At 69.8% G+C, this 22706-nt stretch carries 20 protein-coding genes and 1 tRNA gene; 16 read left to right on the top strand and 5 right to left on the bottom strand.

Annotated features, from left to right (window positions below; all coding sequences use genetic code 11):
* Positions 1-25: 25 nt before the first annotated feature.
* The 6 genes from scpB (at position 26) to ACX80W_RS14910 (ending at position 5630) form a co-directional block, all read left to right on the top strand.
* Entirely contained in the window at positions 26-691 is a 666-nt protein-coding gene (gene scpB, locus ACX80W_RS14935) for an SMC-Scp complex subunit ScpB (RefSeq protein WP_459284636.1), read from the top strand.
* Positions 692-715: 24 nt separating this feature from the next.
* Complete coding sequence (locus tag ACX80W_RS14930) at positions 716-2092, top strand: pseudouridine synthase (protein ID WP_459284634.1); 1377 nt, start codon at positions 716-718, stop codon at positions 2090-2092.
* Between the two features lie 3 nt (positions 2093-2095).
* Positions 2096-3211: a prephenate dehydrogenase gene (locus ACX80W_RS14925; protein WP_459284632.1), complete on the top strand. Its 1116-nt coding sequence runs from the start codon at positions 2096-2098 to the stop codon at positions 3209-3211.
* On the top strand, positions 3208-3909 hold the full coding sequence (cmk, locus tag ACX80W_RS14920; protein WP_459284630.1) for a (d)CMP kinase: 702 nt from the start codon (positions 3208-3210) through the stop codon (positions 3907-3909). Before ACX80W_RS14925 ends, cmk begins: the two co-directional genes overlap by 4 nt.
* A gap of 29 nt (positions 3910-3938) precedes the next feature.
* On the top strand, positions 3939-5486 hold the full coding sequence (gene der, locus ACX80W_RS14915; protein WP_459284628.1) for a ribosome biogenesis GTPase Der: 1548 nt from the start codon (positions 3939-3941) through the stop codon (positions 5484-5486).
* A gap of 70 nt (positions 5487-5556) precedes the next feature.
* Positions 5557-5630: transfer RNA gene (locus ACX80W_RS14910), tRNA-Pro, on the top strand.
* 115 nt (positions 5631-5745) lie between these two features.
* On the opposite strand, the gene ACX80W_RS14905 is transcribed toward ACX80W_RS14910, so the two are convergent.
* Entirely contained in the window at positions 5746-6348 is a 603-nt protein-coding gene (locus tag ACX80W_RS14905; protein ID WP_459284626.1) for a hypothetical protein, read from the bottom strand.
* A 231-nt stretch (positions 6349-6579) separates the two neighbouring features.
* Here ACX80W_RS14905 and gcvH point away from each other — a divergent pair, with 231 nt between their 5' ends.
* From gcvH to ACX80W_RS14880, 5 genes are all read left to right on the top strand, one after another.
* A complete protein-coding gene (gene gcvH, locus ACX80W_RS14900) occupies positions 6580-6966 on the top strand; it encodes a glycine cleavage system protein GcvH (RefSeq protein WP_459284624.1) in 387 nt (128 codons plus the stop codon).
* Positions 6967-7041: 75 nt separating this feature from the next.
* The gene (locus ACX80W_RS14895) at positions 7042-7536 is read left to right on the top strand and encodes an FHA domain-containing protein (protein ID WP_459284622.1); all 495 of its coding nucleotides are present in this window, start codon (positions 7042-7044) and stop codon (positions 7534-7536) included.
* An 8-nt stretch (positions 7537-7544) separates the two neighbouring features.
* Positions 7545-8294 carry a transcriptional regulator FtsR gene (ftsR, locus tag ACX80W_RS14890; RefSeq protein ID WP_459284620.1) on the top strand — a complete coding sequence of 250 codons (750 nt, stop codon included), beginning with the start codon at positions 7545-7547 and terminating at the stop codon, positions 8292-8294.
* A 7-nt stretch (positions 8295-8301) separates the two neighbouring features.
* Positions 8302-8805: a bifunctional nuclease family protein gene (locus ACX80W_RS14885; RefSeq protein ID WP_459284618.1), complete on the top strand. Its 504-nt coding sequence runs from the start codon at positions 8302-8304 to the stop codon at positions 8803-8805.
* 176 nt (positions 8806-8981) lie between these two features.
* On the top strand, positions 8982-9575 hold the full coding sequence (locus tag ACX80W_RS14880; RefSeq protein ID WP_459284616.1) for a MerR family transcriptional regulator: 594 nt from the start codon (positions 8982-8984) through the stop codon (positions 9573-9575).
* A 215-nt stretch (positions 9576-9790) separates the two neighbouring features.
* Here the strand turns inward: ACX80W_RS14880 and ACX80W_RS14875 are convergent, their stop codons facing one another.
* A complete protein-coding gene (locus tag ACX80W_RS14875) occupies positions 9791-10624 on the bottom strand; it encodes a ParA family protein (RefSeq protein WP_459284614.1) in 834 nt (277 codons plus the stop codon).
* Between the two features lie 268 nt (positions 10625-10892).
* On the opposite strand from ACX80W_RS14875, the gene ACX80W_RS14870 reads away from it, so the two are divergent.
* Together ACX80W_RS14870 and ACX80W_RS14865 are read left to right on the top strand one after the other, a co-directional pair.
* On the top strand, positions 10893-14300 hold the full coding sequence (locus ACX80W_RS14870) for a pyruvate carboxylase (RefSeq protein WP_459284612.1): 3408 nt from the start codon (positions 10893-10895) through the stop codon (positions 14298-14300).
* Between the two features lie 190 nt (positions 14301-14490).
* Positions 14491-15720, top strand: a complete 1230-nt coding sequence (locus tag ACX80W_RS14865; RefSeq protein ID WP_459284610.1) for a MinD/ParA family ATP-binding protein — start codon at positions 14491-14493, stop codon at positions 15718-15720.
* A gap of 112 nt (positions 15721-15832) precedes the next feature.
* Here ACX80W_RS14865 and ACX80W_RS14860 read toward each other — a convergent pair whose 3' ends face one another.
* Positions 15833-17641, bottom strand: a complete 1809-nt coding sequence (locus tag ACX80W_RS14860; RefSeq protein ID WP_459284608.1) for an AMP-dependent synthetase/ligase — start codon at positions 17639-17641, stop codon at positions 15833-15835.
* A gap of 151 nt (positions 17642-17792) precedes the next feature.
* On the opposite strand from ACX80W_RS14860, the gene ACX80W_RS14855 reads away from it, so the two are divergent.
* A complete protein-coding gene (locus ACX80W_RS14855) occupies positions 17793-18890 on the top strand; it encodes an ROK family glucokinase (RefSeq protein ID WP_459284607.1) in 1098 nt (365 codons plus the stop codon).
* 25 nt (positions 18891-18915) lie between these two features.
* On the opposite strand, the gene ACX80W_RS14850 is transcribed toward ACX80W_RS14855, so the two are convergent.
* Both ACX80W_RS14850 and ACX80W_RS14845 read right to left on the bottom strand, forming a co-directional pair.
* Positions 18916-19374 carry a hypothetical protein gene (locus ACX80W_RS14850; protein WP_459284605.1) on the bottom strand — a complete coding sequence of 153 codons (459 nt, stop codon included), beginning with the start codon at positions 19372-19374 and terminating at the stop codon, positions 18916-18918.
* Positions 19371-20135, bottom strand: coding sequence for an alpha/beta hydrolase (locus tag ACX80W_RS14845; protein WP_459284603.1), 765 nt, complete (start codon positions 20133-20135; stop codon positions 19371-19373). The genes ACX80W_RS14850 and ACX80W_RS14845 overlap by 4 nt, the downstream gene beginning before the upstream one ends.
* Positions 20136-20259: 124 nt before the next feature.
* On the opposite strand from ACX80W_RS14845, the gene ACX80W_RS14840 reads away from it, so the two are divergent.
* On the top strand, positions 20260-21099 hold the full coding sequence (locus ACX80W_RS14840; RefSeq protein WP_459284601.1) for a lysophospholipid acyltransferase family protein: 840 nt from the start codon (positions 20260-20262) through the stop codon (positions 21097-21099).
* Positions 21100-21213: 114 nt separating this feature from the next.
* The gene (locus ACX80W_RS14835) at positions 21214-22596 is read left to right on the top strand and encodes a class II 3-deoxy-7-phosphoheptulonate synthase (RefSeq protein WP_459284599.1); all 1383 of its coding nucleotides are present in this window, start codon (positions 21214-21216) and stop codon (positions 22594-22596) included.
* Positions 22597-22706: the final 110 nt, after the last annotated feature.

The raw sequence follows: 22706 nt of genomic DNA, 5'->3' as shown, positions 1-22706 counted from the left end.
GAAGCCCGACAAGAAAGGAAAGCCAGTGACCAGCCAGGATCTCGACGAGGCCGCGGCCCCCGGGCCCAGCGCCCTGGCGGCCGATGCCTTCCACGCCGCCGCGCAGCCCGGCGGGCTGAAGGGCGCCCTGGAGGCGGTGCTGATGGTCGTGGAAAAGCCCGTGGGCGAGCAGGAGCTGGCGGCGGCGCTCGCCGTGACCGCCGAGGAGGTCCACGGAATGCTCGTGGAACTCCAGCACGAGTACGACGGTTATACTGGGGATGGCCCGAAGAGTGGCGATGATCCTCGACCCCGTGGCTTCGAACTGCGCAACGTTGGCGGCGGGTGGCGCATCTACTCCCGAAACTGGTTCGCTCCGGTGGTCTCGGCCTTCGTGCTGGGAGGCCAGTCATCACGGCTTTCGCAGGCGGCGCTGGAGACCCTCGCGGTGATCGCCTACCGCCAGCCCGTATCGCGGGCGCGGGTTTCGGCAATCCGCGCGGTGAACGTCGATTCGGTGGTGCGCACGTTGACCCAGCGTGCGCTGATCGCCGCCGTCGGAACCGATCCGGAGACCGGGGCGGTCCTTTATGGGACCACCCCGTACTTTCTGGAAAGATTGGGACTCGGCAGCGTCGCCGAGCTGCCGCGGCTCTCGCCCCACCTGCCCGGCCTCGAAAACCTTGGGGACTATGAAGACACAACGTACTAAGAACGCTGACCAGAAGGACTTTTAATGACACAGGCGCCAGGATCCGGCTCCGGACGGAACGACGCTCGACGTGGCGGCAAGTCCACTGGAAGGCCGTCCAGCGGAACGGGCCGCGGCAGGCCCGGCGGAGGCACCTCCGGCGGAGGCTACGACCGGTCCGCCGGTTCAGGCCGCCCGCAGCGCGACGACCGCCCGCAGCGCGACGACCGCCCGCAGCGCGACGACCGCTCCCAGCGCGATGACCGTCCGGCCCGCTCCGGAACCGGAGCCGGCCGCGGGCGCTCCACCGAGGGACGCCACGCTGCCGGACGCCCTGCACAGGGCCGTCCGACGGGTGAGCGTTCGGGCCGTCCGACGGGTGAGCGTGCCGGCCGTCCGACGGGTGAGCGTGCCGGCCGTCCGACGGGTGAGCGTGCCGGCCGTCCGACGGGCGAGCGTGCCGGCCGTCCGACGGGCGAGGCGCGGCGCGACTCCGGTTACCGGGGCACCGGGAACCCCGCCGCGGACCGGTACGCGGCCAAGAAGTCGGCAGCCGGAAAGCCGACGCGGCAGAAGCCGTCGGGCCCCCGGGCCTTCGGCGGTGAACGCTTCGGGAAGGACCTGGGGCCGGTGCGCCGTCCCAAGGCGGCCCGTGCCACCCGGCCCGCCGACGAACTCGACATGCACAACCCCGACGGCGTCCGGCTCCAGAAGGTCATGGCCTCCGCGGGAGTGGCCTCCCGCCGGGTCTGCGAAGAGATGATCCTCGACGGCAGGGTCGAAGTCGACGGCACCATCGTGCGCGAACTCGGCGTCCGGGTTGTCCCGTCCGAGGTGTCAATCCACGTCGACGGCATGCGCCTGCAGCTCAATGAGGACCTGAAGTACTACGTCTTCAACAAGCCGCGCGGCGTCATCTCCACCATGGAGGACCCCGAGGGCCGTCCGAGCATCGGGAACTTCCTCAAGAACAAGAACAGGAACGAGCGGCTGTTCCACGTCGGCCGGCTCGACGCCGAAACCGAGGGCCTGCTGCTCCTCACCAACGACGGCGAGCTCACCAACCGGCTCACCCACCCGTCCTACGAAGTGCCCAAGACGTACTACGTGCAGGTCCGCGGCCCAATGGGCCCGGGAATCGGCGCCCAGATGAAGGAGGGAATCGAACTGGAGGACGGTATCTCCAAGGTGGATTCCTTCAAGCTCATCGACTCCACGCCCGGACACATCCTCGTCGAGGTGGTGCTGCACTCGGGGAAGAACCGCGTGGTGCGCCGCCTGTTCGACGCCGTCGGGCATCCCGTTGAGCGTCTCGTCCGCACCCAGATCGGCCCGATCCGCCTGAACGACCAGCGGCAGGGAAGCATCCGCGTCCTGGGCCGCCAGGAGGTCGGCCACCTCCTCGCATCGGTGGGCCTCTAGCGGATGGAACCTGCAAGGGACAACGGAACACATCTCGCCGGTCCGGTGCTCGTCATCGGCACCGGACTGCTGGGGGCGAGCATCGGCCTGGGCCTTCGCGCCCGCGGTGTCGATGTTGCCCTGTCGGACATCTCGCCGTCCACCCAGGCGGTGGCCGTCGACATCGGCGCCGGCCGCGCCCTCGGTGAGGTGCCCGGCTTTCTGCCCGAACTCGTCGTCGTGGCGGCCCCGCCTGACGTCGCGGCGGCGCTCGCGGCCTCGGCCCTCGCCGACTACCCCGGCGCCGTCGTCGTCGATATCGCCAGCGTCAAGTCGGCCGTCCTGCAGGGGGTCGAGGCAGCAGTGGCGGACCGCGCGCACCTTGAGCGGTATGTCGGCACCCATCCGATGGCGGGCCGCGAACGCTCCGGCCCGGTGGCCGCAACCGCCGAACTGTTCACCGGCATGCCCTGGGTCCTGTGCCCCGGACCGGCCAGTTCACCCGCCGCGGTGCGCTGCGCCGAAGCGCTCGCCGTCGACCTCGGCGCGGTGCCGGCGCGCATGTCCCCGGAGGAGCACGACGAGACCGTCGCGCTGATCTCGCACCTTCCGCAGGTGCTCTCCTCCCTCGTCGCCAGCCGGCTCGCCGACACCCCGGCCCATTCGCTCGCCCTCGCGGGGAACGGGCTCCGGGACGTGACCCGCATCGCCGCCAGCGACCCGCGCCTGTGGGTGCAGATCCTCTCGGCGAACGCCGAGAAGCTCGTCCGCATCCTGTACGGCGTCCGGGAGGACCTCAACCGGCTCATCGGCACCCTCGAAAACCCGGTCGCCGCCGGCGCGCGCCTAAACATGGCGCAGCTGATGGCCGAGGGCAACGCCGGGCAGGCGCGCATCCCGGGCAAGCACGGCACCCCGCCGGGCTCCTTCGCCCGGCTCACCGTGCTGGTGGAGGACGTGCCGGGCCAGATCGCGCGCCTCCTCGCCGACATCGGCGACATCGGCGTCAACGTCGAGGACCTGCGCCTCGAACACTCACCCGGCCGGCAGGTCGGCATGGCAGAGGTCTGGGTTGTCCCCGGCCGTCGGAACGAGCTGGCGGAGTCACTGACCGGCCGCGGCTGGAAGGTCGTCCAATGAGCGAATCCACAATCCACTCCCACTTCCGGCTCGGCAAGTCGCTGGTGGTGGCCATCGACGGGCCCTCCGGGTCGGGCAAGTCGAGCGTCAGCCGCGAAGCCGCCCGCCGGCTCCGCGCCGCCTACCTCGACACCGGAGCCATGTACCGCGCGGTGACGCTCCACTGCCTCTCGACCGGCATCGACCTCAAGGACGCCGCCGCCGTCGAATCCGCAGCCCGCACCATCGAGCTGTACATCAGCACCAATCCCGACCGCGAGCTGGTCACCCTGGGCGGCGTCGACGTCACCACGGCGATCCGCGAACCCCGGGTCTCCTCGGCCGTCAGCGCCGTCGCCACGACCCTCGGTGCGCGGGCCGAACTGATCCGGCGGCAGCGGGCGCTGATCGCCGGCGCCGGGCACCGGATCGTCGCCGAGGGCAGGGACATCACCACCGTCGTCGCCCCCGACGCGGAGGTCCGGATCCTGCTCACCGCCAGCGAAACGGCGCGCCTGCGCCGGCGCGGCGACCAGCTCGGCGGAACCCAGTCCTCGTCCCAGCTGCAGCAGCAGGTGCTCGAGCGGGACGCCAAGGATTCGACGGTCGTCAATTTCCAGCAGGCCGCAGACGGGGTCGTTACCGTTGACTCATCCGAGCTTGACTTCGAGCAGACGGTCGCAGCCGTACTGGACGTCGTCCACACCGTCGCCCACTAGCAGTTAAGACTGAATTAAGGAAAACACTCATGAGCGGGAACCTCTCGCCCCAGGACCCGACCGGGCCCGACACCGATTTTGAACCCACCGGCGACGACCAGGTCGCCGAACGCCTCGAAGCGATCGACGACGCCGAAGCCGAGGTGCGCGCGGCCTCGCTGCGCGCCGGGCTGGCCGACTACGAGCTCGACGAAGAGGACGCCGCCCTGCTCGCGCAGGGGGACGAAGAGTACGACGAGGACGCCGAGCAGCGCCTCAACCCGGTGCTCGCCATCGTGGGCCGGCCCAACGTCGGCAAGTCGACCCTCGTGAACCGCATCCTCGGCCGCCGTGAGGCCGTCGTCGAGGACACCCCCGGGGTCACCCGCGACCGCGTGTCCTACCCCGCGCAGTGGAACGGGCGGAACTTCACCCTCGTGGACACCGGCGGATGGGAAGTCGACGCCAAGGGCATCGCCGCGCGCGTCGCCGACCAGGCCGAGATCGCCGTCGACATGGCCGACGCCGTCCTGCTCGTCGTCGACGCCACGGTCGGTGCCACCGCCACCGACGAGGCGGTCGTGAAGATGCTGCGCCGGAAGAAGAAGCCGGTCATCCTGGTGGCCAACAAGGTCGACGACATCCAGAACGAGGCCGACGCCTCCTTCCTGTGGGGCCTCGGCTTCGGCCAGCCCTGGCCGGTCTCGGCCCTGCACGGCCGGGGCACGGCCGACATGCTGGACCAGGTCATCGAGATCCTGCCCGAGTTCTCCGAGCACGGCGGCATCGAACGCTCCGGCGGCCCGCGCAGGGTGGCCCTGATCGGCCGTCCCAACGTCGGCAAGTCCTCGCTGCTGAACAAGCTCGCCGGCTCCAACCGGGTCGTCGTCGACCCGCTGGCCGGCACCACCCGGGACCCTGTTGACGAGATGATCGAACTCGGCGGGCGCACCTGGCGCTTCGTCGACACCGCCGGCATCCGGCGCCGGGTGCACATGCAGCAGGGTGCCGACTTCTACGCCTCGCTGCGCACCCAGTCGGCGCTGGAGAAGGCCGAGGTCGCCGTCGTACTCCTGGCCGTCGACGAGGTCCTCAGCGAGCAGGACGTCCGCGTCCTGAACATGGCCATCGAATCAGGCCGCGCCCTGGTGCTGGCCTTCAACAAGTGGGACCTGCTCGACGACGAACGGCGGCGGTACCTCGAGCGTGAGATCGAGCAGGACCTCGCCCACGTCGACTGGGCGCCGCGGGTGAACATCTCGGCCCTGACCGGATGGCACAAGGACCGCCTGGTGCCGGCCCTGGACACCGCCTTGGAGTCCTGGGACCGCCGCATCCCCACCGGACGCCTCAACGCCTTCCTGGGCGAGCTCGTGGCCGCGCACCCCCACCCGGTGCGCGGCGGCAAGCAGCCGCGGATCCTCTTCGGCACCCAGGCCTCGAGCCGCCCGCCCAAGTTCGTGCTGTTCACCACCGGGTTCCTCGATCCCGGGTACCGGCGCTTCATCACCCGCCGCCTCCGGGAAACCTTCGGTTTCGAGGGCACCCCGATCGAGGTCAACATGCGCGTGAGGGAAAAACGCGGACGCAAACGCTGAGCGTTGTCCGAAGCTCCCCGGAAAATGCTGTACAGTAATTGAGGTGGTTTGACCGGCTGGTCAAACCGATCGGGATGTGGCGCAGCTTGGTAGCGCACTTGACTGGGGGTCAAGGGGTCGCAGGTTCAAATCCTGTCATCCCGACAGAGAAATCAAAGGCCAGGGGCCGTTTCCGGAAGATTCCGGAAACGGCCCCTGCCGCGTTAATGCCCGACCGGTCGGCCGCGCCGGCCGGAAGCGCTCGGCAGCCCGGCTGCCGTTATCCGCCGCCGGTGCCCTCCTCGTTGCCGTCGGGCCCGGCCGTCTCCGGCCCGCTCCCTTCACCTTCGGTGCCGGTGCCCCCGCCGCCGGTGTTGTCGGTCCCGGTCGCCCCGGCGTCCGTCGCAGTGTCCGTCGGCTCGCAGGCGTCGGCGCCCCGGCCCGTGCCGGTCCCGCCGGCCGCCCCGGTTTCGGTGCCCGTGGCTCCGGTTTCGCCGCCGCCGGCCGCCCCGGTTTCGGTGCCCGTGGCTCCGGTTTCGCCGCCGCCGGCCGCCCCGGTTTCGCCGCCGCCGGCCGCCCCGGTTTCGCCGCCGCCGGGGCTGGTGGCCCCGATCGAGGGTTGAACGCTCTCGGAGTCCGTGGCGCCCGTCCCTTCGGTTTCGGTGCCCGTCCCGCCGGTTCCGCCGCCTTCGCCGCCGCGCGGCTCGCAGGACGGCGTGGTCCCGGCCGTGGCGGACTCCGCTGCAGGTACGGTCGGATCCTGGGTCACCTCTTCGACGGGGTTCTCCGGGCCCGGACCGCCGAGGCCCTCGCTGCACCCGACGAGGAGCAGCGCACTCACGCCGAGCGCCGCCGGAAGAGCCCTCAGATTTGTGGGGATCATGATTCTCACCTTCCGCCCTGATTCCGTGATTAACGGTAGGCAGGAGGAAATCGGGCGGGCAACAAAGTCAATAGCGCAGGGTTAACTTTCATGCCTTCGGCGCGGCGCGTATAAGTCATCCGATCGACCCGCCCGCGCGGTCGACGGATGTGATTTATGCCTATACTCGATCAGTATCGGCTGGGCGCTGCCGCCCCCTCCTCCACGTGGAAAGCACAACGAAAGGCAATCATGAGCAACGTCCCCGAAGGCCTCTACTACACTGCCGAGCATGAGTGGGTCACCGAGCCCAACGCCGCCGGCATCGTCCGCGTGGGTATCACCGACTTCGCCCAGGACGCCCTCGGCGACGTCGTGTACGTCCAGATGCCCGAGGTCGGCACCTCGGTCACCGGCGCCGACGTCGTGGGGGAGGTCGAGTCGACGAAGAGCGTCAGTGACATCTACGCTCCGGTCACCGGCGAGGTCGTTGCACGCAATGAAGGGCTCGACGACGATCCCGCGCTCATCAACTCCGATCCCTACGGTGAGGGCTGGCTGATGGAAATCAAGGTCGAGAGCGCCGCGGTGGTCGAGGACCTGCTGAGTTCAACGGAATACTCACAGCAGGTAGGCTAGACACACCGGCCCTGGCAGTACTTCACGGCCAACCGGCATTGTCCGGTTGGCCGCCTAATGCGGGAGGAAACACCAATGGTTGGCGACGACAACGCAGCCGTAAACGAAGGAGGGCACCAGATGCAGTCTCCGGAAACGACGTCCATCGGCCTGCCCCCGCAGGCGGTCTTCGCGGAGGTCGAGCGACACCTCACCAAGGAGGAACAGTCGTCCGTTGCGGCGCTGCCAGCAGGATCCGCCCTCCTCGTGGCCCACTCCGGGCCCAACGCAGGCGCGCGGTTCCTCCTCGATGAGGACGTCACCAAGGCCGGGCGCCACCCCAACGCCGACATTTTCCTCGACGATGTCACCGTCTCCCGGCAGCACGCGGAGTTCCGCCGCACCCCCAACGGGTTCATGGTCGTCGACACCCGGAGCCTCAACGGCACCTACGTGAACAACGACCGCGTCGACAGCGTGGTGCTGCGCAGCGGCAACGAGGTCCAGATCGGGAAGTTCCGGCTCACCTTCTACGCCGCCCGCGCCACCACCACCGGCCAGGCCCCTTCCGAGCCCGCGGCGCAGGCCTGATCCACTTCATGCCGACATCCCAGCCCAGCCGGCGAACCGTCGGTATCGCCCCGGCCCATCCCAGCCCCGGAGTCCTCAATATCGGGGAAGTCCTCCGGGAGCTGGCGGCGGAGTTCCCCCAGGTCACCGCGTCGAAGATCCGGTTCCTCGAGGAGAAGGGCCTGATCAGCCCGCAGCGCACCCGGGCTGGGTACCGCAAGTACGCCCCGACCGACGTCGAACGCCTCCGCTTCGTCCTGGCCCTCCAGCGCGACCAGTACCTGCCGCTGAAGGTCATCAAGGACTACGTCGATGCGATCGACCGGGGCGAGCGGCCCGAGTCACTGCCCGGGGGCATGAGCCTTTCCCCGCGCATGGTCTCGGACCAGCTGGCCCGGGAACTCAGCTCCCACGCCCGCAGGCTCACCGCGGAGACCCTCGCGGCCGAGGCGAAGGCCCCGCGCCGCCTCGTGGACGACCTGGTCAGCTTCGGGCTGATCGCCCCGGTGGAGGGCCGGTTCGACGAGCACGCGCTGAAGGTCACGCAGGCCTGCGTCCAGCTCGAGAGCCACGGCATCGAACCGCGCCACCTGCGCCCCTTCCGGGCGGCCGCCGACCGGGAGTTGGGCCTCGTCGAACGGGTCGTCGCCCCGGTGGCCTCCCGCCGCGACGTGGCCTCCAAGGCCCGGGCGGCCGAGACCGCCCGGGAGATCAGCGAATTGTGCCTTAACCTTCACAGCGCCCTGGTTTACTCTCAGATAGCCAGGATGGACAGTTAGGCCGGCCATGATCGAAGTGGAAGTTGTCGGGGTTCGAATCGAACTGCCCTCCAACCAGCCCCTTGTGCTGCTCAAGGAACTGGCGGGGGAGCGGCACATTCCGATCTGGATCGGGGCGCCGGAGGCCAGCGCCATCGCGTTCGTCCAGCAGGGGATCGTTCCGCCCCGGCCGATGACCCACGACCTCCTGGTCAGCGTCGTCGCCGCAGCCGGGCGCGCGATCTCCGAGGTCCGCATCGTGGCCGTGCAGGACACCGTCTTCCACGCTGAGCTGGTGCTCGACGACGGCACGAGGGTCAGCTCCCGTGCCTCCGACGCCCTCGCGGTGGCCCTGCGCGTCCCGTGCAGCATCTACTGCGCCGAGCAGGTCCTCGACGCCGCGGGCGTCGAAATCGCCGACCCGGACGTCGATGACGAGGAAGCCGGCGACCAGCAGGAAACCGCCGAAAAGGAACTGAAGCAGTTCCGCGAATTCCTCGCCGACGTCGAACCCGAGGATTTTGAGCCCTGACGGCTCGACACGCCAATCTTTGAGGGCCCGCATCTTTGACCTTGTGTCCCGGGCGATCTAACGTCAAAGCATACGGTTCCCATTGCAACGGAGAGGAACTCGGGGCACACTGGAAATGAGCCCTGAGATCCGGCCTCCCGAGGCTACTTCCCCGGGAACCCAATGAGGAGGCACGCGTGAGTCCGAAGGGTGACGCCGGCAAGCTGAAAAGCCCGGCAGCGGCGGGCACTGGCATACCCCCCAGCGCCCAGGGCCTCCTGTTCACCGAAGACCTCCCAGTGCTCGACGAAGACGCCGGATACCGCGGTCCCACCGCGTGCAAGGCAGCGGGCATCACCTACCGCCAGCTTGATTACTGGGCCCGCACCGGCCTCGTCGAACCCGCCGTCCGCGGTGCCTCGGGATCGGGCACGCAGCGGCTCTACGGCTTCCGCGACATCCTCGTCCTCAAGGTCGTCAAGCGGCTCCTCGACACCGGCGTCTCGCTCCAGCAGATCCGCACCGCCGTGGAGCACCTGCGCGAACGCGGCGTGGAGGACCTCGCCCAAATCACCCTGATGAGTGACGGCGCCAGCGTCTACGAGTGCACCTCCGCCGATGAAGTCATCGACCTCGTCCAGGGCGGCCAGGGTGTCTTCGGCATCGCCGTCGGCCGGGTCTGGCGCGAGGTCGAGGGCAGCCTTGCCGCGCTGCCCAGCGAGCACGCCGCCGACCAGGACTTCCCGGACGACGAGCTCAGCAAGCGCCGCACGGCCCGCCGGATCGGCTGAGGCCCGACCCGCACCCACCGCCCGGCAGGCGCCCCTGGGAGCGCCCCGGACCTGACGCCGCGCCCGGTTCCCAGCGGCGGTACCCGCCCCTTCTTCGCCCTCATCGCCCGGGCAGGCTCTTGCCCGCAGCCTCGTCATGCCTGCCTGATGGGTCCACCATGGGAGCCGGCCGATCGAACCACCCGGGCGCGCCGGGGCGTGCCGTCCCGCGGACGTCAGCGGCGGGCGACGCGGCTGCGCAGCCTGCCGGAGCCCACGAGGGTCCGCAGCAGTTCGTCGAAGTACTCCGAGGCCTGGCGGGCCGATTCGCCCGGCCAGTGGTGGACCGCGTGCGCGGCGCCCTGGATCTGCTGCCAGTTGGCCTGCTCGGAGATCGTGGGGCTGAGCAGCAGTTCGTTGAACATCTGCTTCATCTCCGCGAGGCGGAACGTGTGCTCGTTCGAGGTTGAGCGCACCCGGTTCGCCACGATGCCGGCGGTCTGCAGGCCGGGCGCGTATTCGGCCTTGAAGAGCTCGATGGCGCGCATCGTGCGCTCAGTCCCGGCCACCGAGAAGAGTCCGGGCTCGGCCACCAGCAGGACCCGGTTGCTCGCCGTCCAGGCCATCCGGGTGAGTCCGTTGAGCGAGGGCGGGCAGTCGATGAGCACCAGGCCGTAGCCGGTGACCCGGGAGAGCAGCGTCGAGAGCCGGCGCAGGTCGCGGCGGCCGAGGTCGGGCCGGTCGTAGATGCCGGAAAAGGCCGAGCCCATGGCGACGTCGAGGACGGGTTTGGCGCCGGAGCCGGTTGGGTTCTGCTCCAGCGCGGTCTCGACCCAGCCGCTGGGCACGGTGTTGGCGGCGAGGTCGCCGCGGCGGGCGTTCTTCAGGAGCCGCCCGATGTCCAACTGTCCGCCGGCCCTCACCCCCAGGCCGGTCGTCGCGTCGGCGTGGGGGTCGAGGTCCACCACGAGGGTCGGGATGCCAGCTGCGAGTGCCGCCGATGCCAGCCCCAGGGTTACGGAGGTCTTCCCCACGCCGCCTTTGAGGCTGCTGATACTGACTACTTGCACTGGTTGAACCTCTACCTTAAATCGCGGGAATTCCGGCTCCGGGCACGGCGGGGCGCTGATGCGCTTCCCTATTCTAAGGTCCCGCGGGAGGTAATTCCGTCCGGCATGCCGCACGGACCGGCGGGGCCAGTATTCGGACGTAATTTGAGCGGGTCCGGCCATCCGACTGTAGGCTCGTGCTGAAACGATGCGAAGACCCGCCGCAGGGCGGAAAATCGAATTACCGGTACATTCGCCAGCATTTGAACCGTAATAAAGCAGGAGCGGCATGTTCTCCAAAATTCTTGTAGCAAACCGCGGCGAAATCGCCATCCGGGCCTTCCGTGCGGGGCATGAGGCGGGGGCGAAGACTGTCGCCGTGTTCCCCTACGAGGACCGCAACTCCATCCACCGGCAGAAGGCCGACGAGGCCTACCTGATCGGGGAGCAGGGCCACCCCGTGCGGGCCTACCTCGACGTCGCGGAGGTGGTGCGGGTCGCCAGGGAGGCCGGCTGTGACGCCATCTACCCCGGGTACGGATTCCTGTCGGAGAACCCCGACCTGGCTCGGGCCGCGGCCGAGGCCGGCATCACCTTTGTCGGACCGCCGGCGGACGTGCTCGAACTCGCCGGCAACAAGGTCAAGGCGCTTGACGCCGCCCGGCAGGCCGGCATCCCGGTCCTGAAGTCCTCACGGCCAAGCGCCGACGTCGATGAGCTGATCGCGGCGGCCGACGAGATCGGGTTCCCCGTCTTCGCCAAAGCCGTCGCCGGCGGCGGAGGGCGCGGCATGCGCAGGGTGGACACCCGCGAGGCCCTCCCGGGAGCGCTCGAGGCCGCCATGCGCGAGGCCGAGTCGGCCTTCGGCGATCCGACGATGTTCCTTGAGCAGGCAGTGCTGCGCCCCCGCCACATCGAGGTGCAGATCCTGGCCGATGCCGAGGGCAACGTGATGCACCTGTTCGAGCGCGACTGCTCCCTCCAGCGCCGCCACCAGAAGGTCATCGAGATTGCGCCGGCGCCGAACCTCGACGACTCGATCCGCCAGGCCCTCTACCGCGACGCCGTCGCCTTCGCCAAGGCCCTGAAATACGTCAATGCCGGGACCGTCGAATTCCTCGTCGATACTGTGGGCGAACGTGCCGGCCAGCATGTGTTCATCGAGATGAACCCGCGCATCCAGGTCGAACACACGGTGACCGAGGAGGTCACCGACGTCGACCTCGTGCAGTCCCAGCTGCGGATCGCCGCGGGGGAGACCCTTGCCGATCTCGGCCTGAGCCAGGACACGGTGCAGCTGCGCGGTGCCGCGCTGCAGAGCCGGATCACCACCGAGGACCCGGCCAACGGGTTCCGCCCCGACGTTGGAAGGATCACCGCCTACCGTTCGGCCGGCGGCGCGGGGGTGCGCCTCGACGGCGGCACGGTGTACGCCGGCGCCGAAATCAGCCCGCACTTCGACTCGATGCTCGTCAAGCTGACCTGCCGGGGGCGCGACTATCCCATGGCGGTCACCCGCGCCCGGCGTGCACTGGCGGAGTTCCGGGTACGCGGGGTCTCCACCAACATCTCCTTCCTCCAGGCGGTGCTCGACGACCCTGACTTCATCGCCGGCAATGTCGCCACCTCCTTCATCGATGAACGCCCCGAGCTGCTCACCGCGAGGGTCCCTGCGGACCGGGGAACCAAGCTGCTGACCTGGCTGGCCGATGTCACCGTCAACAAGCCCAACGGGGAACGCCCGGCGCACCTCGACCCGCGGGAGAAGCTGCCCGCGGCGCCCGAGGGCGGGCAGGACCTGCCGCCGGGGTCGCGCCAGCTGCTGCAGGAGCTCGGCCCGGAGGGGTTCGCCGCCAGGCTGCGCGCCCAGGAGGCCGTCGCCGTCACCGACACCACCTTCCGTGATGCCCACCAGTCCCTGCTCGCCACGCGCGTGCGCACCCGCGACCTCGCGGCCGCCGGCGGGTCCGTCTCACGCCTGACCCCGCAGCTGCTGTCGGTTGAGGCCTGGGGCGGGGCCACCTACGACGTCGGCCTGCGCTTCCTCGGGGAGGACCCGTGGGACCGGCTCGATACGCTGCGGCGGGAGATTCCGAACATCTGCCTGCAGATGCTCCTGCGCGGACGCAACACCGTCGGGTACACCCCGTACCCGGAGGCCGTGACCGAGGCCTTCGTGAAGGAGGCCGCGGCCTCGGGCATCGACATCTTCCGGATCTTCGACGCGCTCAACGACGTGTCCCAGATGGAACCGGCGATCCGGGCGGTCCGGGCCACCGGCACGGCGGTGGCCGAGGTGGCCCTGTGCTACACCGCGGACATGCTCGACCCAAAGGAAACCCTTTACACCCTCGACTACTACCTGGGGCTGGCCGAGCGGATGGTGGCCGCCGGGGCGCACATCCTGGCCATCAAGGACATGGCGGGGCTGCTCCGTCCCGCCGCGGCCGCGAAGCTCGTCACCGCCCTCCGCGAGCGTTTCGACCTGCCGGTGCACCTCCACACCCACGACACCGCCGGCGGGCAGCTCGCGACGCTGCTTGCCGCCGTGGACGCCGGGGTCGACGCCGTCGATGCCGCCAGCGCCCCGCTGGCCGGCACCACGAGCCAGCCCTCGGCGTCCGCCCTGGTGGCGGCGCTCGCCCACACCCCGCGCGACACCGGCATCGACCTGGACGCCGTCAGCTCCCTCGAACCGTACTGGGAAGCCGTGCGGCGCACCTACTCGCCGTTCGAATCGGGACTGCCGGGCCCCACCGGCCGCGTGTACCGGCATGAGATCCCGGGCGGGCAGCTGTCCAACCTCAAGCAGCAGGCCATCGCCCTGGGCCTCGGCGAGCGGTTCGAGGCGATCGAGGACATGTACACCGCGGCGGACCGCATCCTCGGCCGGCTGGTGAAGGTCACCCCGTCCTCCAAGGTGGTCGGTGACCTGGCGCTCCAGCTGGTGGGCTCGAACGCCGATCCGGCCGACTTCCAGGAGAACCCGCAGAACTACGACATCCCCGACTCGGTGATCGGGTTCCTTAACGGCGAACTCGGCGACCCGCCTGGCGGCTGGCCGGAACCGTTCCGCTCCAAGGCGCTTCAGGGCCGGGCCGTTAAGCCGCGCATTGTTGACCTGGAGGCCGCCGACGAGCAGGCCCTGGCCGGGGATTCCGCCCAGCGGCGGACCACGCTGAACCGCCTGCTGTTCCCGGGGCCGGCCGCGGACTTCACCCGGACGCGGGAGACCTACGGTGACGTCTCGGTGCTGAACACCGCCGACTACCTGTACGGACTGCAGCAGGGCGGCGAGCACGTCATCGAACTCGAGAAAGGCGTGAGGCTGATCGCGACGCTCGAGGCCGTCTCGGACGCCGACGAGAAGGGACTGCGCACGGTGATGTGCACCCTCAACGGCCAGATGCGGCCCGTTTCGGTGCGCGACCGCAGCGTCCAGAGCGAGGTCAAGGCGGCGGAGAAGGCCGACCCGTCCAATGCCGGCCACATCGCGGCACCCTTCGCGGGCGCCGTCACGGTGACCGTTACGGAGGGCGCCACGGTGAGCGCCGGCGACACCGTCGCCACCATCGAGGCGATGAAGATGGAAGCCAACATCACCACCCCGACCGCCGGCACCGTGCAGCGCATCACCGCCGACGGTGCCCAGCAGGTCCAGGGCGGCGACCTGCTCGTCGTCATCAGTCCCGCCTGACCGAAGCGGCTCCGGCCCGGTGCAGCCTGCACCGGGCGGGAGGTGCTGCGCTAGAGTTCATCGATGATGCCCCGCCGCGCCCGGCGCCGTGGCACCTTCCAGCACGAAGCCCCCCGCCGGAGGTGCGCCGACCGCGCTGCCGCCGCACCCCCCGGCGGCCGCTGCCGGATCCAGGCAGGCAGCCCTTCCCGTGGCCGCGCCGGAGGCGCACATCCCGACGGCCGGCCAGGACCCCTCCGCCCTGTGGAACGGCGTGGTGCAGGTCGGCCCGGTGCCGGTCATCCAGGCGCCGCTGCCGCCCACGCTTATCCCGGAGATCGGTGCCACCGCCGCCCCCAACCTCCTCTCGGTCCCCGTCAGCGCCGAACCCACCGGCTGGCGCCCGAGCGGATCCCCCGAGCCGCCCGCCGCCGACCCTTCCGGCGCCGAGGCGTCCGGAGCCGCAGCCGCGGTGGCCGATGAGGCCGCCAGCGCCCGCCGCGGACACGGGACCGGCCCGGAACCGGCGTCGGCCCTGACCGCCGACCGCCTCCTGACCGGCACCGAACGCCCGCCCTCCGGCGGCTGGCGCCGCTGGGTGTACGAGGCGACGCTGGGGTACGTGAACCTCGGGGACTCCGATGCCGTGCGGATCCGCAGGGCGACCGAGCACCGGATCGCCGTGCGCCTGGGCGGGCGCACCCGCTATGTGCCGGTCCTCTCCCGCAAGGGGGGCGTCGGAAAGACCACCGTCACAACGCTGCTCGGCATGGCGCTCGCCGACATGCGCGAGGACCGCATCATCGCCATGGACGCCAACCCCGACCGGGGAACGCTGTCCGACCGTTCACCGGGCCGCGCCGACTTCACCGCCCGCCAGCTGGTGCAGAACCGCTTCATGGTCGACTCCTTCGCGCAGCTCGCGCACTACGTCACGCGCGACGGGTCCCGCCTGCACGTGCTGGCCTCGGATACCGACCCCGCCGTGGCGCAGGCGTTCGACGACGCCGACTACCGGGCGGTGACCGACATCCTCGGCCGGTACTACTCGATCGTGCTGACCGACTCCGGCACGGGGATGGTCCACTCGGTGATGAAGGGCACCCTCGAGAAGGCGGACACCGTGGTGCTCGTCTCCGGCGGCAGCGTCGATGAGGCACGGCTTGCCTCCGAGACCCTTTCCTGGCTCGAGGCACACGGCAGGCACGACCTCGTGGAGAAGGCCATCGTGGTCATCAACCTGTCCTCCGGCACCGGAACCCAGGTCAAGGTCGGGGAGATCGAGGAGCACTTCCTGTCGCGGGTACGCACCGTGGTGCGCATCCCGTACGACCGGCACCTGGCCGAAGGCTCCCGCATCGACCTGGCGAAGCTGCAGCCGGCTACGCGCAACGCGGTGATCGAGCTGGCCGCCTTGGTCGTCGACGAGCTGCACGACTGACCGCAGCGGCCGGCGCGCCCGGAAACGACGAACACGCCCGGAAACGACGAACGCACCCGGTTAACCGGGTGCGTTCGTCGTTTTCGGGCGGGCTGAGCGCCGGGCGGTACTGCTAGACCCGCGGGGAGGCGTAGATGTCCTCGACGATGTCGGAGTAGTCGGTGAGCACCTGCGCGCGCTTGATCTTCAACGACGGCGTGAGGTGCCCGCTGGTCTCGGTGAAGTCGGTGGGCACGATGCGGAACACCTTGACGGCCTCGGCCTGGGAGACCGTCTTGTTCGCTTCGTCGACGAGGGCCTGGACCTCGGCGAGCACGGCCGGGTGGCTGACGGCTTCCTCCATCGACGTGCCGGCGGGCAGCTGGTGCCGCTCCAGCCAGCCCGGCAGCGCCTCCTCGTCGAGGGTGATCAGCGCCGAGATGAAGGGGCGCTGATCACCGACCACCACGCACTGGGACACGATGGCATTGGCGCGGATGGTGTCCTCGAGCATGGCCGGCACCACGTTCTTGCCGCCGGCGGTGACGATGATTTCCTTCTTCCGCCCGGTGATGCGGAGGTATCCGTCGTCGTCGAGTTCCCCGATGTCGCCGGTGCGGAACCAGCCGTCCACGAAGTTTTCCGCCGTGAGGTCCGGCCGGTTGAAGTACCCCCGAAGCACGGCGACACCCTTGGCGAGGATCTCCCCGTCGTCGGCGATCTTCACGGCTATGCCCGGCAGCGGGGCGCCGACGGTGCCGATCTTGATCTTCTGCGGAGTGTTGACGGTCAGCGGCGCAGTGGTCTCCGTGAGCCCGTAGCCCTCGAGGACCAGCAGCCCGATGCCGTGGAAGAAGTGGCCGAGCCGGTCACCGAGCGGCGCGCCGCCGGAGACCGCGTACTTCACCTTCCCGCCCATGGCGGCACGGATCTTGCCGTAGAGGAGGCGGTCGAACAGGGCGTGCTTGGCGCGCAGGGCCAGCGGGACCTTTCCGGCCTGGTCGGCCTTGGACCAGGCGATGGCGACATCGACACCGGCATGGAAGATCTTGCCCTTGCCGCCGTCCTCGGCCTTGAGCATCGAGTTGTTGTACACCTTCTCGAACACCCGCGGCACCGCCAGGATGAAGTTCGGCTTGAAGCTCTGCAGATCCGGCAGGAGGTTCTTAACGTCGGAGGTGTGGGCCACGGTCGCCCCGGAAGCGACGCACAGCACGGAGATGAACCGGGCGAAGACGTGCGCCAGCGGCAGGAACATGATGGTGCGCGCACCCTCATGGGCGACCTCGGACAGCGCGGCCGCGGCGTTTTCGGAGAGCTCGACGAAGTTCCCGTGGGTGAGCTCGCAGCCCTTGGGGCGCCCCGTGGTGCCCGAGGTGTAGATGATCGTGGCGATGTCGTCGAGGTCCGCCAGCGACCGGCGGTCGGCCAGCGTTGAGTCCTCCACCAGGGTCCCGGCGGTCTTCAGGGTCTCCAGGCCGGTGCCGTCGATCTGCCATACGTGGGCGAGGGCCGAAGTGCCTGCGGAGGCGGCGGCTTCCCGGACGACGTTTTCGTGCCGGGCCGACTCGACGAAGGCCGCGACCGCGCCGGAGTCGCTGAGGATCCACGCCACCTGCGCCGGGGAGGAGGTCTCATAGACCGGGACCGGGACGGCGCCGGCGAACCAGATGGCGAAGTCGGCAAGGGCCCACTCGTAGCGGGTGCGGGCCATGATGGCCACCCGGTCACCCGGCTGGACGTTCGAGGCGATGAGGCCCTTGGCGACCGCCTCAACCTGCTCGCGGAACTCGGTGGCGCGGATGTCATTCCACTGGCCGGCCCCGTCCTGAACGGAGAACAGGGCCGGGTTGGACGTCTTCGCCGCCTGCCGCACCACGAGATCGGTAGTGTTGCTGTTGCGGGGGACGTCCACCAGGACGGGAACACTGATTTCGCGCACAATAGCTCCTTTGATATCGCCGACTTTTTCAGGCATTTTCCTAAGACTATAGGGTGCCCGAGGCTTCGTTACTGTCCAGTAATGTACGAAATGGTAACGGTGGTGGAAAATGCGCACCGGCTCCCACGGCGGAATTCTTCAGGAGGATGAGATGGCAGCTGGAGAGCAGCCGGTACCCTTGCAGCTGCGGCGCCGCAGCACCCTTCCCTGGCCGGCCCGGCAACCGCCGGCGGCCCGCCGGGCAGGACTGCCGGTCCGTGCCGGACGCCCCGGACTGTCCGCTCCGGCCCGGCGGGGACTGGCGATCGGCATCGATATCGGCGGGACCAAGGTCGCCGCCGGCGTGGTCGACCCCCACGGCCGCCTCCTCGCCCAGGCCCGCCGCTCAACGCCGGGCAGCGACGCCCGCGAGGTCGAGGCGGTCATCGTCGACCTCGTGGGGGAACTGGGCCGCGGGCACCGGATCCGCTCGATCGGCATCGGGGCCGCCGGCTGGATGGACCTCTCCAACGGGACGGTGCTCTTCAGCCCGCACCTCGCGTGGCGCAACGAACCGCTGCGCAGGAACCTCGAGAAGCTGCTCCGACGGCGGGTGACGGTTGTCAACGACGCCGACGCCGCCGCCTGGGCCGAATGGAAGTTCGGCGCCGGCCGCGGAGAGCCGCGCCTTGTCTGCGTCACCCTGGGGACGGGGATCGGTGGGGCGATGATCCTTGACGGGCGGGTGGAGCGCGGCCGGTACGGGGTGGCGGGGGAGTTCGGACACCAGGTCATCATGCCCGGCGGCCACCGGTGCGAGTGCGGCAACCGCGGCTGCTGGGAGCAGTACGCCTCGGGAAATGCCCTGGGCAGGGAGGCCCGGGAACTGGCGGCGGCGAACTCACCCGTGGCGCAGGCGCTCCTGGCGTCGGCCGGAGGCGATCCCCGGCGAATCACCGGTGCGCTGGTGACGAGGCTCGCCCTCGAGGGGGACGCGGCCTCGAGGGAACTGGTCGAGGAGGTCGGACAGTGGCTCGGACTCGGACTGGCGAACCTTGCGGCAGCGCTCGACCCGGGCACCTTCGTCGTCGGTGGTGGGCTCAGCACCGCGGGCGGGCTGCTCCTCGACCCGGCCCGGCGGGCGTTCGCACGCAACCTGACCGGACGGGGTTTCCGGCCCGCCGCCGCCATCGAGGCCGCCGCGCTGGGCCCGTCGGCCGGCCTGATCGGGGCGGCCGACCTCTCGCGCGCCATGCCGCGCACCCGCTAGGCCCGCCCGGAGGGCCGGACCGGAATCAGACTTCGGCGCCGTCGTCGCCGTAGTCGCGCTGGCGGGGCAGCCGCAGGACCAGGAACACAACACCGGCCAGGAAGGCGCCAAGCAGCCCCAGGGTCACCGGCGTCGGGGCGTCCCGCCAGAACATCGCGAACAGGAGGAGCAGCACCGGCCCGCCGGCCGCGCCGAGCCAGGCGAGGACCACCAGGGGATCGCCAACCCCGAGCGGCGGAGGATCCGGGGGCACATACCCGGCACCGCCCTCCGGATCCTCCTCGTCCTCGGGTTCCTCATAGTCCCTGGGCCCGGCCGGCCGGAGCGGCTGGTTCCGGAAGATGGCCTCGACCCGGTCCCGGTCGCTGGGCTCCGGATCATCGGATCCGCTCGGTTCGGGGGCTCCGGGGGTGCTTTCCAACCGGGCCACGAGATCCCGCCAGACGGCGTCGTCGGTGGACTCGTTCGGCTCTCGGGGGGTCATACGCTGGTACCTGCGCTCACGTGCCTGATGAAGTCCGCGGACCGGTCAAAGATGAAGGGTGCATCATGGTCCATCGTGGCCACATGGTAGCTGTTCGTCAACCGGATAATCTCGAGCTCAGCGCTGCCCAGGCGCTGCTCGAGAAGCGCGATGCTCGACTCGGGGACCACCGGGTCGGTGTCGGAGCGGAAGATGAGGGTGGGGGCCGTGACCCGGGGCAGCAGGGCCACCGTGTCGCGGAAGAGCCCGCCGAGCTGGTGCACCGCGGCCACGGGGGTCCGCGGGTAGGCACCCTCGTCCTGGCCCTCGAGCCGGATGTTGTTGCCGATGGCGGGCACCGACCTCATCACGTACTTGAGGACGCCCGCGTACCGTGCCCGGGGGTCGGCGAACGTGAGCCCGGGGTTGACGGCGACGACCCCGGCGACGTCGTGGTGGGCCGCCAGGCGCAGTGCCAGCGCACCTCCCATGGACAGCCCCGCGGCGATGATCCGGTCGGTGCCGCCGGCGAGGTCCTCATAGGCGCGCTCGTACTCGCCGTACCAGGCCCGCCAGGGGGTGCGGGCAAGCTCTTCCCAGGAAGTGCCGTGCCCGGGAAGCAGCGGCAGCCGGACGGAGAAGCCCTGGGCTGCGAGGTGGTCGGCCCAGGCCCGCATGCTGACCGGCGAGCCGGTGAACCCGTGGCTGAGCAGCACGCCCGTCCTGCCCGCCTCACCGGTGCCGTCCTGGGTGAAGGCAACGGCTCCGGGAATCGATGTCATGCGTCAATGGTCGCACCCGTCCACCGCGTCGTACCAGCCGGCGGGATCCTTAGAGTAATGTCACAAAAGGAAAAGCGTGCCGTCCGGTGGGAGCCGGGCGGTCCCTGCAGGGAAGGCTGGCAGCGTGTTTTATTGGGTCATGAAGAGGATCATCGTCGGTCCGATTCTGAGAGTGCTTTTTCGGCCCTGGGTCAAGGGCCTTGACAACATTCCCGCCGAGGGGCCCGCCGTCCTGGTCAGCAACCACCTTTCCTTTTCGGACTCCATCTTCCTTCCCGTCGCGGTGCCCCGCCCCGTTGTCTTCCTGGCGAAGTCGGAGTACTTCAACGGCAGGGGCATCAAGGGCCGGCTGACCGCCATGTTCTTTCGGCTCTCGAACCAGCTGCCGATGGACCGCTCCGGCGGCGCGGCATCCTCCTCCTCGCTGACGGCCGGGATGGACATCCTCAATGACGGAGGGCTCCTGGGCATCTACCCCGAGGGGACCCGCAGCCCCGACGGACGCCTGTACCGCGGCAAGACCGGCGTGGCCAAGCTGGTCCTGGCCACCGGGGTCCCCGTCATCCCCGTCGCCATGATCGGCACCGACAAGGTCCAGCCCATCGGGCGGCGGATCCCGAACATCCGCAGGGTCGGGATCATCGTCGGGGAACCCCTGGACTTCAGCCGGTACTCCGGCCTTGCCGACGACCGTTTCATACAGCGCTCCGTCACCGACGAGATCATGTACGAACTGATGCGCCTTTCCGGCCAGGAATACGTCGACGCCTACGCCAGCAGCGTCAAGGAGCGGCTGGCCGCCGAGAAGGCAGCGGGCAGGAAGCACCACCGGCCCGGCGCCGACACCCGCCGTGCGGCGGTGAGGATCCCGCCGCCGGAGGCGCCGCGCGCACCGGCTCCCGGTGCCGTGACCGAGGTGGGCAGGGCGGATCCGCCCGCAGGACGGAAGAAGGACACAGCCTGACCGGACCGGTCCGACGCCGGTCCTGATGGGGCGGCCGTGGCGTATGTGACAAAGCGGGACGGCTGCGTGACGGGCGGCGACGGACGTCAACCGAGGAACCAGTAGGCTTGAGAAGTGACCGATACTGCAGCCTCAGCGTTATTGCCTCCATTTCCGCTTCCCGCCGCCGGTTCAGCAGGGCTGGACACCTGGCGGGGCCTTCCCATCTCGCAGCAGCCCCAGTGGCAGGATCCGGCCGTGCACGCCTCCTCGATCCGGGAGCTCTCCTCGCTGCCCCCGCTGGTGTTCGCTGGTGAGGTGGACGTCCTGCGGGAACGACTCGCGGCGGCGGCCCAGGGCAAGGCGTTCCTGCTCCAGGGCGGCGACTGCGCGGAAACCTTCGAGGGCGCGACGGCCGACCGGATCAGCGCCCGCGTTAAGACGATCCTCCAGATGGCGGTCGTCCTCACCTACGGCGCGTCGCTGCCGGTGATCAAGATGGGGCGGATGGCCGGCCAGTTCGCCAAGCCCCGCTCCTCCAACGACGAGACGCGCGACGGCGTCACCCTTCCCGCCTACCGCGGTGACATGGTCAACGGCTACGAATTCACCCCGGAGAGCCGCGGCCACGACGCCTCACGGATGGTGAAGGCGTACCACACCTCGGCGTCCACCCTGAACCTGATCCGTGCGTTCACGCAGGGCGGGTTCGCCGACCTGCGGCTCGTGCACCACTGGAACAAGGGGTTCACCGCCAACCCGGCGCACTCCCGCTACGAGTCGCTCGCCCGCGAGATCGACCGTGCGGTGCGGTTCATGGATGCCTGCGGAGCCGACTTCGAAGCACTCAAGCGGGTCGAGTTCTTCGCCAGCCACGAGGCGCTGCTCCTTGACTACGAGCGGGCGCTGACCAGGATCGATTCGCGCACCAACCTGCCCTACGACACGTCGGCGCATTTCCTCTGGATCGGGGAGCGCACGCGCGACCTCGACGGCGCCCACGTCGACTTCCTCTCCCGCGTCCGCAACCCCATCGGCGTGAAGCTGGGTCCCGGCACCTCCGGCGACGACGCGCTCGCCCTCATCGACAAGCTCGACCCGAACCGCGAGCCGGGCCGCCTGACGTTCATCACCCGGATGGGGGCCCGGAACATCCGCGAGAAGCTGCCCCGGCTCGTCGAAAAGGTGACGGCCTCAGGAGCGCAGGTGCTGTGGGTGACCGATCCGATGCACGGCAACACGGTGACTTCGCCGAACGGGTACAAGACCCGGAACTTCGACGACGTCATGGACGAGGTCCGCGGGTTCTTCGAGGTGCACAACGACCTTGGGACGTTCCCGGGCGGGCTCCATGTCGAAATGACCGGAGACGACGTCGCCGAGTGCCTCGGCGGGGCGGACCCCGTGGACCAGGAATCCTTCATCGAGCGCTACGAATCGGTCTGCGACCCGCGGCTGAATCACATGCAGTCGCTCGAGATGGCCTTCCTCGTGGCCGGAGCGCTCTCCAAGAGCTGACCGCCGCCGCAACCGGACGCCGCGGCGGACTGTGCCGCGCCGGCGGGGACGCCGGACCCGGGCTGGTTGATCCCTAGCAGCCAACCCTCGGCAACAACCAAGAAGGCCCG

This window comes from Arthrobacter melezitosi, from assembly GCF_054511055.1.
Note: the sequence above shows the minus strand (reverse complement) of the source record. Positions and strands in the feature narration are given on the sequence as shown.

Bases quoted from the DNA above. Each gene is read 5' to 3' on its own strand.
- gcvH (WP_459284624.1), top strand. From the start codon at position 6,580: ATGAGCAACGTCCCCGAAGGCCTCTACTACACTGCCGAGCATGAGTGG.
- ACX80W_RS14930 (WP_459284634.1), top strand. From the start codon at position 716: ATGACACAGGCGCCAGGATCCGGCTCCGGACGGAACGACGCTCGACGT.
- cmk (WP_459284630.1), top strand. From the start codon at position 3,208: ATGAGCGAATCCACAATCCACTCCCACTTCCGGCTCGGCAAGTCGCTG.
- ACX80W_RS14850 (WP_459284605.1), bottom strand. From the start codon at position 19,374: ATGACCCCCCGAGAGCCGAACGAGTCCACCGACGACGCCGTCTGGCGG.
- ftsR (WP_459284620.1), top strand. From the start codon at position 7,545: ATGCCGACATCCCAGCCCAGCCGGCGAACCGTCGGTATCGCCCCGGCC.
- ACX80W_RS14885 (WP_459284618.1), top strand. From the start codon at position 8,302: ATGATCGAAGTGGAAGTTGTCGGGGTTCGAATCGAACTGCCCTCCAAC.
- der (WP_459284628.1), top strand. From the start codon at position 3,939: ATGAGCGGGAACCTCTCGCCCCAGGACCCGACCGGGCCCGACACCGAT.
- ACX80W_RS14855 (WP_459284607.1), top strand. From the start codon at position 17,793: ATGGCAGCTGGAGAGCAGCCGGTACCCTTGCAGCTGCGGCGCCGCAGC.
- ACX80W_RS14895 (WP_459284622.1), top strand. From the start codon at position 7,042: ATGGTTGGCGACGACAACGCAGCCGTAAACGAAGGAGGGCACCAGATG.
- ACX80W_RS14905 (WP_459284626.1), bottom strand. From the start codon at position 6,348: ATGATCCCCACAAATCTGAGGGCTCTTCCGGCGGCGCTCGGCGTGAGT.
- ACX80W_RS14925 (WP_459284632.1), top strand. From the start codon at position 2,096: ATGGAACCTGCAAGGGACAACGGAACACATCTCGCCGGTCCGGTGCTC.
- ACX80W_RS14845 (WP_459284603.1), bottom strand. From the start codon at position 20,135: ATGACATCGATTCCCGGAGCCGTTGCCTTCACCCAGGACGGCACCGGT.
- ACX80W_RS14870 (WP_459284612.1), top strand. From the start codon at position 10,893: ATGTTCTCCAAAATTCTTGTAGCAAACCGCGGCGAAATCGCCATCCGG.